The following is a 13330-nucleotide window of genomic DNA, read 5'->3' as shown; positions in this document are numbered from 1 at the left end:
GGCAGTGGAAACGATCCGCACGGAAACGGATGCCGCGAATGCCCGGATCGGGCGGCAGCCAAGGCAAACACGAACACGATTGGCTCGGGCACGGCGTTCACGTGGGCGCGGTATTCTGATCCTGCGAATCCCACCGATATATCAGGGTAAACCTGCAGTCTCGCTTACGACACGCGGTTCTTTCGATAATAACGTTTCTGAGAAGGCTACGCATTTAATGCAATTTGCTTACATTGACACGCTTTCAGGAAAATTCTCCCGACGCAGTTGCCGCCGCTTCCGCGATGCCAGATGACGGCGGCGCCTATGCGCCTTATCGTGAGTCCTTGGCGATCTTGTCCTGCTGATTCTGCCGATTTTGTCCTGCTTCGATCCGCCCAACCTGTCTGCTTTCGTCCGTCCGGTCACGCCGCAATGCCCGATCCTGCTTCGCCGCCCGCTCTTTCGATCCTCGCGCTGCGCCCTGCCACCGACGCCGACGCCGATCTCATCGCCGCCATCCATAGCGCAAGTTGGCAAGCGACGTACCGTGGACTGCTGCCCGATGCGTTTCTCGATGGCGAAGTCGTGCAGGAGCGCGCGTCCTACTGGCGCGCGCGGCTCTCGGCGCCAGGCGCCGACCGGCGCATCGTGCTGATCGCCGAGCGCGCCGGAGAGCCGATCGGCTTCATGTGCGTCGAGCGTCAGCCGGATTCGCCGTGGGGCGTGCTGCTCGACAATCTGCATGCGCTGCCCGCTCACCAGGGCATCGGCGCGGGCAAGCTGCTGATGCGCGCCGCTCAGGACTGGGCGCGCGAACACGGGGAAGCGCAGCTCTATCTCTATGTGCTCGAAGGCAATGCGCCCGCAATCGCGTTCTACGAGCGGCAGGGCTGGCAGCTTTCGGGCGCCGAGCCCGATCATATGGGGGGCGTCGATATCACCGCATTGAGATACGTGTATCGCCTGGATCGCACTTCTGACTATCACTGACACCTGATCAGTTTTTGGGAGTTATCTGATCGATCGATCCGCATCTGCCTGACACCATGCCGCGTCGAAGGCCCCGACGGGCAGCGTAGCAGGATGCCGGTTCACACCCGATGTTGTCTGCCGTCTCGAGGCTCCAGGAATGCCAACAAAAACGAGGGAACGAGGCGAAGACCGTGTCGACACCACAATTCACTCTCATCGCCGGTGCCATGGCGATGCCGCGCCTCCGTCCTCTCGAGCTGGTCTCGCGCTCCATTGGCCGTGAATGGTCGCTGTTGCCGCCGAACATCAGCCTCCGAAAGGAACTGAAAGTCCTGTATACGGCGATGATGCGTACGTTCTGCCTGAACGCTGCCGCGATCCGCGCGATGTGCCGCTGGGATCCGCAGACCCTGCGCCACCAACCGGCCGTCCCGAACGCCGTCCCGAACTCGCCGGCTCCCACACGCAGCAGCAGCGCCATTCCACTCGCCTTGCGTCATCCGGCGCGCTCGTCCAGGCGCAAGGACCGTCAATGGAACACGATTGCGGGCGGCGCATGCGCGATCAGCGGCGCGGCCGTGATTGCGTGGCTCGTCGCGAGCCAGCAGCGGCAGCCGCCGACGCCGACGCTGGCAGCCGCGCCTGACGTGACGCTCAGCGCCCGCGCAACGCATGCAAACGATGAACCCGCTGCGCCGGAACATCTCCGCACCGGAAACGTCGCGCGATCGGCTGAAGCGCCCGTCGCCTGGAATGGCGCTCGCGGCAATCTGAACGCACGCGCGTCCGAGCAGACGACGGCGCCGCAGGCTGCGGACGCGCCGGGCGCACCTACCGCGAAAGCCCGGCACAAACGCGAACGCAACGCCATCGTCCACGCAGGCACGCGCCGCGCCCCGCATGCGACGATCCGTTCGCTGGATACCGAGGCGCGCTACGGCTGGCGGTCGCAACTCGACGGACGACATCATCCGACCCACGCCTCGCTCCATCGCGCGCGTCCGCAACCGTCGATGGCGGGCGCCTACTCGCCGTTCGCGCCATCGCCGCGAGACAACAGCGACTATGCTTCCGTCACGATGTCGGCGGGCATGCACGGCGTTGCCCCCGCAGCCATCGCGCGTGGACACGTCGATACGGACAGCACCGAGTGGATGAACCATATGTCGCAACGACGCGTCACCGAGATACCCGATCGCTTCTCGAAGTAGGACCGGTCGGCGAGCGCGCCGGTCAGACAAGACAAAGCGACCACGCAAAAAAACACCCCAAAAGCTGAACGCCAGCTTTTGGGGTGTTTTTCATGGCAAAGCACGGCGCGAATGCGGCTCCGCGTTGAGCCCGCCGTGGCAATCCGTCAGCGCCCGCCAGGCAATCCCGCCTCCGCCTGACGCTGCAATTGCAGAACCTGCTGCTGCAACTGGCGCAACTGCGACTGCGCCTTTTCCTTCTCTTCCCGCAACGCGAGCATTTCGTCCTGCGTTTGCCGCTGGTAATCGGCGACCTTCGCTTCCTGGGCGCGCGCCACCTGGATGTCCGCCTGCAAACGCTGCGCGCGTGCCTGCGACTCGCTGATCACACGCTCGATCGAGGCGTTCTGCGCCTGCAATTGCGTCCTGCGGATTTCGACTTCGGCGAGTTGCGCCGTCTGCCGCGCGAAGCCCGCATAGATGGCTTCGGCGCGCGCCTGATCGGATGTCCGGATGACGCGCCAGAAGCGCTTGTTCTGGAACAGCGCGACGTAGTACGTCATGTCCTGCGCGTAGAAGAACATCGATGCGCCGTAGCCGCCGTTGTACGTCGTGCGCATTTCCGCGAGCGCGCCGTCGTGGATCAGTTGCATCAGATCGGCGACATCGCCCTGCGCGCCGCCGCCCGCACTCGAGTTCGCGTCGGAATTCGCTTCGCTTGCCGGTTCGGCGACGGAATCCGCGTCACTTTGCGCGTCATGCGACGCATCGGCCCGGGCGATTTTGGCAGCGCTCGCGCGAGCGACGTCAGGGTTCGACGCCGCCTTGCCCGCCGCCCACGCGACGCCGCCATGCATGAGCGCGCAGATAATCGCAAGCAATCCTATGCGGCGCAAATCCAAGGGGTACTTCATACGTCGATACTCCATGCGCATCCAGAAACAGCCTCGGATTATCGCGCGGATTTTGCCCTTTCTGACGCGCTGCTACAGGACTTTAAATCGAGATAAACGGACAACTAAGCAATCTGATGCGCAAACGCAAAAGTTCGTAAAACGCGTTCCCTATTCCCGAATCGTGACCACCGAACGAGACGATCGCCCGCATCAACTACCGACGCATAAAAGAAAAGCGGGCGCCACATACAACGTGCGCCCGCTTATCGGCAGAACGACGAGGAATCAGAAGCGCGTTTCGCGCGCGACGCGCAGGAACGTATCGAGCAGCGGCGTGCAATCGAGCAGTTCCGGGCCGCCCGAGCGGTGGAACTCGGGGTGCCACTGCACGCCCATCACGAACGGCGCACGCCGGTAGCGCACGGCTTCGATGATGCCGTCCGACGCCGACACCGCTTCGATGTTCAGATCGCGTCCCAGCTGATTGACCGCCTGGTGGTGGATCGAGTTGACGATCGCCTCGCGCCGTCCGGGGAACATGTTGACGAGCGTCGAGCCCTCCGGGAAGTGAACCGAGTGGCGGTGCTGGTCGTAATGTTCGTTCACGTGGATACCCGCCGTCGGCACGTCGCTGGCGATGTCCTGATACAGCGTGCCGCCGAATGCGACGTTGATCAGCTGGCAGCCGCGACACACGCCCAGCACCGGCTTGCCCGACTCGATGAATTCGTGCAGCAGCTCCAGTTCGTACATGTCGCGCACGCGGTCGCCGGGCCATTCAGGCCGCGTCGCGGCTTCGGCATAGGTTTGCGGCGACACGTCGGCGCCGCCTTGCAGCAGCAGGCCGTCCAGATGCTTCGCGTAGTCGCGCAGACGGATGTTGCTTGGGTGCAGCATGCCCTGATGGCCGACTGTCGGAATCATGAACACGAGCACGTCGCGCGACATCACCCAGTGCGCGATCGACTCTTCCAGGTACTGCAGCGTCTTGCCGCGCAGCCCCTTTGCGCCAGGCTCCGGATGGAAGATCCGCGCCGACACGCCGATGCGCAGCGTGCGCTGCGTGATCCTTCGCCCCGCGCGGTCGAACAGCTGGCGCGCGCGCGCCGCCATGACCCGTCCGAAGACGGACCACGCCGAATCGCTGCGCTTCAGATACGCGGGCGGTCCCGGCGGAATGGCGTTGGGAGGCGGCGGATTGGCCGCGCCGAAATCGGGCGCCGAGCCAAAACCCGGCGGCGGCGAACCACTGGGTTTCGCCGACGAGCCGAGCGTGCCGTCCGGCTCGCCGCCGACGGGCGCAGCCGCCGCCGTGCCTGATGCGTCCGCCGTTCCCGCGGTGCTTCCCGCTTGAGCGGCTGCCCGCTCCGCGCTCGACACGACCGATTGCACGCGCGCCGCCGCTTCCTGCTGCGCGGTGGCCTCTGCGGCGCTCGCTCGCGCGCGCTCCGCCTCGCTGCGCTGCGCCGCAGGGGCGTCCTTGGGCGTCACGTTGGAGGCGCTTTCGGGAGAATCGGTGGAGGCCGCTTCTTTGGCGGGTGTGGGAGTCGGAGCCGGTGCGGATTTCGGCGCGCCCGGCTGGCTCGTCGAAGGAGTGGGGGTGCCGGGTGCGCCGGCGTTATCGGAATTGTTTTCGCTCATGACTGTGGTCCAAACGCGTCCTGGCGCGCGAACGAATAGACATGGTTGATTATCCGCCTCGCGCCTTGCGGCGGCAAACCAGCACACATTTCGTCACATCGCGTCACAACATGCAACGTTGTGCGAACGGATACCCCGTCCCCTATTGCATCCACGCAACGCCATCATGCGCCGCTTCGATGACGCCTTGCCATCAAGGGTCCGGCTGTTCGTCGAAACTTTCGCGCAGCGCGATCTGCATCGTCGCGTGAATCCGCACACACCAGCGCCAGAGCACCGCCAGCAGTAGCGCGGCGACCAGCAGCACGGCGACGAGCAGACCCGTCGGCGGCAGAATCGCGCTTGACAGCGCCGAGACGAGCAGGAACACGCCCAGCATCGAAACGACGGGCACGAGATCCGAAATGGCGTAGCGGATCGCGCTCGTGAACCGCCCTGCCTTCGCCGGCTGCACGCTGATTTCGGCGAGCAGCAATGCGAGCGACTTCGTCTTCCGGTAGACGGCGACGAGAAACGGCATCGAGACGACGAGCGCCGCGCTCCATAGCACGACGCGCTGCATCGGCTCGGACGGCAGCCATTCGGTGATGAAGCGGCTTCCATACGGCGCGCCGTACGATGCGCCCAGAAAAATCGCCGCGACGATCGCCAGATTCACCGCGATCTGCAGGATGATCCGCCGCGTGAGACCGAACACCGTCGGGCCGCCCGACGCCGGCCGCAGGCTGCGGAGCCACTGTCCGTACAGGCCGAACACGTTGGCGATGATCGGCGGCATCGCGTGACCCAGGCGCCGCGTGAGGGGATCGGCGGCGCGGATCAGATACGGCGTGAAGAGCGTCGTCAGCGCGGAAACGGCGACGGCGATCGGATAGAGAAACGCGCTCGTCACCTTAAGCGTAAGCCCGAGCGACGCGATGATGAACGAGAACTCGCCGATCTGCGATACCGTCATGCCGACGCGCATCGCCGTGCGCCCGTCCTTGCCGGCCAGAAAAGTGCCGAGGCCGCACGACACGATCTTGCCGACGATCACCGCGATCGTGATCACCGCGATCGGCCATGCGTAGTCGACCAGCACGGACGGATTCAGCATCAGCCCGATCGTCACGAAGAAGATCGCGGAAAACGTGTCGCGCAGCGGCGCGATCAGATGCTCGATCCGGTGCAGGTGGCGCGACTCGGCCATGATCGCGCCGATCAGGAACGCGCCGAGCGCGATGCTGTAATCCAGCTTGACGACCAGCAGGCAGAACGCGAAACAGAAGCCCAGCACGGAGACGAGCAGCATTTCGTCGCTCCGCGATTTCGCGACGTAGTTGAGCGCGCGCGGCACGACGAGAATCCCGACCGCCAGCGACACCGTCATGAACAGCAGCAGCTTGCCGAGCGTGACGAACGCGATGCCCGCGGAAAGCTCGCCTGTCTGCGCGATGCCCGACAGCAGCACGAGCATCGCGATGCCGAGAATGTCCTCCACGATCAGAATGCCGAATACGAGTTGCGCGAAGCTCTCGCGCTTCAGGCCGAGATCGGCGAGCGCCTTGACGATGATCGTCGTCGACGAGATCGCGAGAATCGCGCCGAGAAACAGCGAATCCATCGGGCTCCAGCCGAATGCGCTGCCGATCTCGTAGCCGATCCACAGCATCAGCACGATCTCCGACAGCGCGGCCACGATGGCCGTCGCGCCGACCTCGACCAGCTTGCGCAGGCTGAACTCGAGCCCCAGCGAGAACATCAGGAACACGACGCCGAGCTCGCCGAGCGTCTGGATCGTCTGTTCGTCATGGATCAACTGAAACGGCGGCGTGTACGGCCCGATGATCACGCCCGCCGCGATGTAGCCGAGCACCACCGGCTGCTTCAGGCGATGGAACAGCACGGTAACGACGCCCGCGAGCGCCATCACGACTGCCAGATCCTGAATAAAGCCGATTCCGTGGTGCATGGCGCCTTTCCTTACAAAAAGTAATACAGAGAGCGCGATGGTACCGCACGAACGGTGAAAAACAATTGCGGCCAAAGCGTGATGGTCAGCATCGCGCACACCGCGCGATTGGCGCGTGTCCCGCATGAAGCGTCACAATACGGTTCCAGCATCGTCAACCGTACCTGTCGCGCTCACGCCATGACCACAGCCACGCCTACCGATTTCACGCCTCTCCCGCCACTCGCCCAGCTCGGCGCCGATCTGGCCGCCGGCCGCACGACGAGCCGCGCGCTCGTCGAAGCAGCGCTCGAACGCATCGCCGATCCCGCCGGCCAGGGCGCGACCGTCTTCATGCACGTCGACGCCGACAACGCCCGCGCGACAGCCGATGCGCACGACCGCCTGCGCGCGGCCGGCACGGTGCTGTCGCCGTTGGCGGGCATTCCCGTGTCGGTGAAAGACCTGTTCGACATCGAAGGCCAGGTGACACGTGCCGGCTCGACGGCACTGGCGGGCGCCGCGCCCGCCGCGTCGGATGCGCCCGCCGTCGCGCGGCTCAAGCGCGCGGGCGCCGTCATCGTCGGCCGCACGAACATGAGCGAGTTCGCGTTTTCCGGCCTCGGGTTGAATCCGCACTACGGCAATCCGCTGTCGCCGTACCGGCGCGGCGTGAAAGGTGACGAGCGGGTGTCGGGCGGATCGTCGTCGGGCGCGGCCGCGTCAGTGGCGGACGGCATGGCGGCCGTCGCGCTCGGCAGCGACACGGGCGGCTCAATCCGCATCCCCGCCGCGCTGTGCGGCCTGACGGGCTTCAAGCCGACAGCCGACCGCGTGCCGAAGCAAGGCGGCGTGCCGCTTTCGCCGACGCTCGACGCGTTCGGTCCGATCGGCGTGACGGTCGCGTGCTGCGCGCTCGTCGACCGGATTCTCGCGGGGCTGGAGCCCGTCGTCCCGGCCGCGCGGCCGCTCGAAGGCGTGCGGCTCGGCGTGCTGAATCACTATGTGACGGACGGCATCGAGCCGGAAGTCGCGCAGGCCTACGACGCCGCGCTGAAGCACCTGGAAGCCGCGGGCGCCATCGTCAGCGACGTGCGCTTTGCGCCGCTCGACCGTCTCGCCGGAATTAACCGCTTCGGCTTTTCGCCGATCGAGGCGTATGCATGGCACAGGCCACTGCTCGAAGCGCATCGCGGCGACTACGATCCGCGCGTGCTCGTGCGCATCCTGAAAGGCGAGCCGGCGAAGGCCGCCGACTACCTCGACCTGCTCGCCGAACGCGCGGCCGTCCTCGCCGAAGCGCGCACGATGTGGCAGCGCTTCGATGCGATCGTCGCGCCGACGACGCCCATCGTGCCGCCGCGTGTCGCCGATCTCGTCGATGACGACGACGCGTTTTTCCGCGCCAACGGACTGGTGCTGCGCAATCCGAGCGCGTTCAATTTCCTCGATGCGTGCGCGCTGTCGCTGCCGTGCCATCCGCGCGGCGATGCGCCCGTCGGGCTGATGCTGGCCGCCGCGCCGCACGCGGACGATGCGCTGCTGGGAATAGGACGGGCCGTCGAAGCGGTATTGAATACGATCCGCTGACGGCTGCTGGCGACGGCTCGTCGCGCAACCTCCCGCACGGCGGCAAGCGCGACGGCCTTCGGCTAGAATCGCGCGACGCCTTTTCGGAAACTCAACCGCTATAAGGATTATGGCCAACGATAACGTCACGCTGCGCCGCGAGCGCAATCTCCTCGTTCTGCTTGGGCTCGTCTGCGTCGCGCTCGTCGGCGGGGCGCTCTATCTTCAGTTCGTCGAGCATCAGGACCCTTGCCCGCTGTGCATCATCCAGCGATATTTCTATCTGCTGATCGCCGTGTTCGCTTTTATAGGCGCGAGCATGCGCGGATGGCGCGGCGTGCGTGCGCTCGAAGTGCTGGCGCTGCTCTCCGCGCTCGGTGGCGTGGCGACGGCCGTGCGGCATGTGTACGTGCAGTCGCACCCGAACTTCAGTTGCGGGTTCGATGCGCTGCAACCGATCGTCGACGGACTGCCTCCCGCGCATTGGCTGCCGAGTCTGTTCAAGGTCGCCGGGCTGTGCGAGACGCCCTATCCGCCGATACTCGGTCTGTCGCTGCCGCAGTGGTCGCTGGTTGGATTCGCCGTCGCGTTTCTGGCTCTCGCTGTAAGCCTTTCGCGGAAACGGCAGGCACGCTGATTTTGCTGGACCGCGCCGGGACGGGCCGGGATCGGCTTTCCGGCGCAACGCGTCCTTTTTGATCCGCCGCTCCGGGCCGTTCGCGTTGCCGTTGCTTCGGGCGGCGCGACGACCCGGCTGCGCATTCGGCGTAAACACCTGGCCCGCCACCGTATGCCGCGAGCGCATCGCCTGATCCCCTGTCCGCCGCTTGGATACGCGCAAAGCCCCGAGCCATAAGGCTTCACGCCTTTTCCGGCGCGCTTGAGTCCCCGCCCCCGCGCCCCTCATGACCGCTGCCGAATAACCCCCATTCGCGCGGGAAAATATTTTTGGGACAAAGTGGTGTTATGTTCGGTCATGGATGGCGATCTACGTGCGCGAGGCCGGCTACGGCGCGACCCCATGCGTAACGCGCGCCTGGTCCGCAATGTCTTCAGGATTCGCCGTGACAACGCAAACCATCCGTTTCTATCACCAGGGGACCGTCCACGAAGTCTCCGACGTCCCCGCTTCGCGCACCGTGCTCCAGCATCTGCGCGACGACCTGCATTGCACGGGAACCAAGGAAGGCTGCGCGGAAGGCGATTGCGGCGCTTGCACCGTCGTCGTCGGTGAAGCCGATGCGCACGGCGGGCTTTCGCTGAAGGCCGTCAACGCGTGCATCCAGCTTCTTCCCACGCTCGACGGCCGTGCGCTCTTCACCGTCGAAGACCTGCGCGCCGCGAACGGCGCGCTGCATCCTGTGCAACAGGCGATGGTCGATTGCCACGGCTCGCAGTGCGGGTTCTGCACGCCCGGCTTCGTGATGTCGATGTGGGCGCTGTACGAAAACCAGCCCACGGGCGCGGGCCTGCCCACCCGCGATGAAATCAACACCGCGCTCTCCGGCAATCTGTGCCGCTGCACCGGCTACCGGCCGATCGTCGAAGCGGCGCAAAAGATGTTCGACGAGCAGCAGTACCCGCGCGCCGCGCTCGACCGCGCCGCCGTCGTTGACGCGCTTCGTTCGATCCAGCGCGAAGCAACATTCGAATACAGCGCGCCCGACACGCGCGGCGCATCATTCGGCTCGCCGACCTTCTACGCCCCCGTCACGCTCGACGCCTTCGCGACGCTGCGCGCACAGCATCCGCACGCGCGGCTGCTCGCGGGCAGCACCGACGTCGGCCTGTGGATCACGAAGCAGTTCCGCGATCTGGGCGACATCCTCTACATCGGCAACGTCGCCGAACTGAAGACGATCGAGCGCGATGCGCAGACGCTGACGATCGGCGCGGCCGCATCGCTCGAGGACGCCTATGCCGCGCTGACGGCCGACTATCCCGAACTCGCGGAGCTGTGGACGCGCTTCGCGTCGCTGCCGATCCGCAATGCAGGCACGCTCGGCGGCAATGTCGCGAACGGCTCGCCCATCGGCGACTCGATGCCGGCGCTGATCGCGCTCAACGCGCTCGTCGTGCTGCAACGCGAGCACAAGACGCGCACGTTGCCGCTCGATGCGTTCTACGTCGGCTATCAGAAGACGGCGCTCGAACCGGGCGAATTCGTCGCCGCGATCCGCGTGCCGCGCCCCGCGCCGGATCTGCGCTTTCGGACCTACAAGGTGTCGAAGCGCTACGACCAGGACATCTCGGCTGTGTGCGTCGCGTTCGCGCTGCGCATCGTCGACGACGGCACGATCGCCGATGCGCGCGTCGCATTCGGCGGGATGGCCGCGACGCCGAAGCGCGCACCGCATGCCGAAGCCGCGCTCAACGGCGCGCCGTGGGACGAAGCGACGGCGCAACGCGCGATGGACGCGCTCGCCGCCGACTATCAGCCGCTCACCGACATGCGCGCGTCGGCCGCGTACCGGCTGAAGGTCGCGCGCAATCTGCTGTGGCGCTTCCATCTGGAAACGCGCGACGCCGCCCCGCTCGCGCTCTGCGACGTCAACGCATTCGCATTCGATGCAGGCGCGGGTCACGCCGCGCCCGCGCAGGAGCCGACGTCATGAACAAGCAGACGGATGCCTTCATTCATCAGGCAGCGCCGGCCGAAGATCAGACGGCGCAAGCGGCGATCGGCGTGCCGCTGCCGCACGAATCGGCGGCGCTGCACGTGAGCGGCGAAGCGACCTATACCGACGACATCCCCGAGCTCCAGCAGACGCTGCACGCGGCGCTCGGCCTGTCGCGGCACGCGCATGCGCGCATCGTGTCGCTCGATCTCGATGCCGTGCGCACGGCGCCCGGCGTCGTCGCCGTGCTGACGGCCGACGACATCCCCGGCGAAAACAACTGCGGCCCCGTGCTGCACGACGATCCGATTCTCGCGGACGGCGAAGTGCTGTATCTCGGGCAGCCCGTGTTCATCGTGGTCGCGCAGAGCCATGAACTCGCGCGGCGCGCGGCGGCGCTCGCGAAGAGCGACGACGTCGTGCGCTACGAGCCGCTCGAAGCCGTGCTCACCGCCGCCGAAGCGAAGGCGAAGAAGCAGTACGTGCTGCCGCCGTTGCATCTGAAGCGCGGCGCGCCCGCCGACAAGATCGCCGGCGCGCCGCACCGGATCGCGGGCACTTTCGAAGTCGGCGGCCAGGAGCAGTTCTATCTGGAAGGCCAGGTCGCGTATGCCGTGCCGAAGGAAATGGACGGCATGCTCGTCTATAGCTCGACGCAGCATCCGAGCGAGATGCAGCACGTCGTCGCGCATATGCTCGGCTGGCCGACGCATAACGTCGTGTGCGAATGCCGCCGGATGGGCGGCGGCTTCGGCGGCAAGGAATCGCAGTCGGCGCTGTTTGCGTGCGCGGCGTCGCTCGCTGCGCATCGGCTGCGCCGCCCGATCAAGCTGCGCGCCGATCGCGACGACGACTTCATGATCACGGGCAAGCGTCACGATGCCGTCTACGAATACGAAGCCGGCTTCGACGACGACGGCCGCATTCTCGGCACGCGCGTCGAGATCGCGCTGCGCGCGGGCTTTTCGGCGGATCTTTCCGGCGCAGTCGCGACGCGCGCCGTATGCCACTTCGACAACGCGTATTACCTGCCCGACGTCGAGATCGTCGCGCTGCCGTGCAAGACGAACACGCAGTCGAACACCGCGTTTCGCGGCTTCGGCGGACCGCAGGGCGCGCTCGTGATGGAAGTGATGATGGACGGCATCGCGCGCGAGCTGAAGCGCGATCCGCTGGAGGTGCGCCGCGCGAATTTCTACGGTATCGGCGAGCGCAACGTCACGCCGTATGGACAGACCGTCGAAGACAACATCATCGCGCCGCTGACGGACGAGCTCATCGAATCGAGCGACTACCACGCGAGGCGCGACGCGATCGCCGCGTTCAACGCGACGAGTCCTGTTCTCAAGCGCGGCATCGCCTGCACGCCGGTGAAGTTCGGCATCTCGTTCAACGTGCCGTTTCTGAATCAGGCGGGCGCGCTCGTGCATGTCTACAAGGACGGCTCGGTGCTCGTGAATCATGGCGGCACCGAAATGGGCCAGGGCCTCAACACGAAGGTCGCGCAAGTCGTCGCGAACGAATTCGGCCTGCCGCTTGCGCGCGTGCGCGTGACGGCCGCCGATACGTCGAAAGTGGCGAACACGTCGGCCACCGCTGCATCGACGGGCAGCGACCTGAACGGCAAGGCCGCCGAAGCCGCCGCGCGCACGATCCGCGAAAGGCTTGCCGTGCTGGCCGCGAAAGAACTCGGCGGCAGCGCGGACGACGTGACGTTCGCGAACGGCGCGGTGCATGCGAACGGCGCATCGATTCCGTTCGCGCAACTGGTCGGCGCGGCCTATCTCGCGCGCGTCCAGTTGTGGTCCGACGGCTTTTATGCAACGCCCAAAGTGCACTGGGACGCAAAGACGCTGACGGGCCATCCGTTTTACTACTTCGCGTATGGCGCGGCCGTCTCCGAAGTCGTGATCGACACGCTGACGGGCGAGTGGAAGCTCGTGCGCGTCGATGCATTGCACGACGCCGGCCAGTCGATCAACCCGGGCATCGATCTCGGTCAGGTCGAAGGCGCTTTCATTCAGGGCATGGGCTGGCTCACGACGGAAGAGCTCTGGTGGAATCGCGATGGCCGCCTGATGACGCACGCGCCTTCGACATACAAGATTCCCGCCGTCAGCGATACGCCCGCTGCGTTCAACGTGAAGCTATATCGCAACGTGAACGCCGAGCCGACCGTGTTCCGCTCGAAGGCCGTCGGCGAGCCGCCGCTGCTGCTGCCGTTCTCGGTGTTTCTCGCGATCCGCGATGCCGTCGCCGCGACGGCGCCCGATGCCGCGCATGCGCCCGCGTTGCGCGCGCCCGCGACGCCCGAGGCAATTCTCGATGCAATCGATGCGATGGGCGCGCTGAAGCCCGCTGCAACGATTGCCACGACGGCCAGTCCAAAATCACCGGAGACTGCGCCCGCCGGCGCCGGCACGACGGCATAGCGCATGCGCCGGAAAAAAGTGCCGCGCGACACGACCGCGAGGCGCACGAGATCAACCGGCTGCGTGGCTATCCCGCGCGGCCTTGCATGGAGAACTGCCG

9 protein-coding genes are annotated in these 13330 nt (G+C 66.1%); 6 read left to right on the top strand and 3 right to left on the bottom strand.

Going from position 1 to position 13330, the window contains the following annotated elements; genetic code table 11:
• Positions 1-414 precede the first annotated feature (414 nt).
• Both AABE10_RS08045 and AABE10_RS08040 read left to right on the top strand, forming a co-directional pair.
• On the top strand, positions 415-972 hold the full coding sequence (locus tag AABE10_RS08045) for a GNAT family N-acetyltransferase (RefSeq protein ID WP_342932741.1): 558 nt from the start codon (positions 415-417) through the stop codon (positions 970-972).
• Positions 973-1145: 173 nt separating this feature from the next.
• Positions 1146-2165, top strand: coding sequence for a hypothetical protein (locus AABE10_RS08040; RefSeq protein WP_342932740.1), 1020 nt, complete (start codon positions 1146-1148; stop codon positions 2163-2165).
• 146 nt (positions 2166-2311) lie between these two features.
• Here the strand turns inward: AABE10_RS08040 and AABE10_RS08035 are convergent, their stop codons facing one another.
• The 3 genes from AABE10_RS08035 to AABE10_RS08025 all read right to left on the bottom strand — a co-directional run bounded on the left by AABE10_RS08035 (position 2312) and on the right by AABE10_RS08025 (position 6632).
• Positions 2312-3058 (bottom strand): DUF2968 domain-containing protein, encoded by a 747-nt coding sequence (locus AABE10_RS08035; protein WP_342932739.1) that lies wholly within the window; start codon positions 3056-3058, stop codon positions 2312-2314.
• Positions 3059-3325: 267 nt separating this feature from the next.
• A complete protein-coding gene (locus AABE10_RS08030; RefSeq protein ID WP_342932738.1) occupies positions 3326-4681 on the bottom strand; it encodes a gamma-glutamyl-gamma-aminobutyrate hydrolase family protein in 1356 nt (451 codons plus the stop codon).
• Between the two features lie 193 nt (positions 4682-4874).
• Positions 4875-6632, bottom strand: a complete 1758-nt coding sequence (locus AABE10_RS08025) for a cation:proton antiporter (RefSeq protein WP_342932737.1) — start codon at positions 6630-6632, stop codon at positions 4875-4877.
• A 180-nt stretch (positions 6633-6812) separates the two neighbouring features.
• Here AABE10_RS08025 and AABE10_RS08020 point away from each other — a divergent pair, with 180 nt between their 5' ends.
• From AABE10_RS08020 to xdhB, 4 genes are all read left to right on the top strand, one after another.
• Positions 6813-8201 carry an amidase gene (locus AABE10_RS08020; protein ID WP_342932736.1) on the top strand — a complete coding sequence of 463 codons (1389 nt, stop codon included), beginning with the start codon at positions 6813-6815 and terminating at the stop codon, positions 8199-8201.
• 109 nt (positions 8202-8310) lie between these two features.
• On the top strand, positions 8311-8817 hold the full coding sequence (locus AABE10_RS08015) for a disulfide bond formation protein B (RefSeq protein WP_342932735.1): 507 nt from the start codon (positions 8311-8313) through the stop codon (positions 8815-8817).
• A gap of 427 nt (positions 8818-9244) precedes the next feature.
• The gene (gene xdhA, locus AABE10_RS08010; RefSeq protein WP_342932734.1) at positions 9245-10795 is read left to right on the top strand and encodes a xanthine dehydrogenase small subunit; all 1551 of its coding nucleotides are present in this window, start codon (positions 9245-9247) and stop codon (positions 10793-10795) included.
• Positions 10792-13230, top strand: coding sequence for a xanthine dehydrogenase molybdopterin binding subunit (gene xdhB / locus AABE10_RS08005; RefSeq protein WP_342932733.1), 2439 nt, complete (start codon positions 10792-10794; stop codon positions 13228-13230). The genes xdhA and xdhB overlap by 4 nt, the downstream gene beginning before the upstream one ends.
• The last annotated feature ends 100 nt before the right edge of the window (positions 13231-13330 follow it).

The organism is Paraburkholderia diazotrophica, assembly GCF_038900755.1.
GTDB lineage: Bacteria > Pseudomonadota > Gammaproteobacteria > Burkholderiales > Burkholderiaceae > Paraburkholderia > Paraburkholderia diazotrophica_A.
Note: the sequence above shows the minus strand (reverse complement) of the source record. Positions and strands in the feature narration are given on the sequence as shown.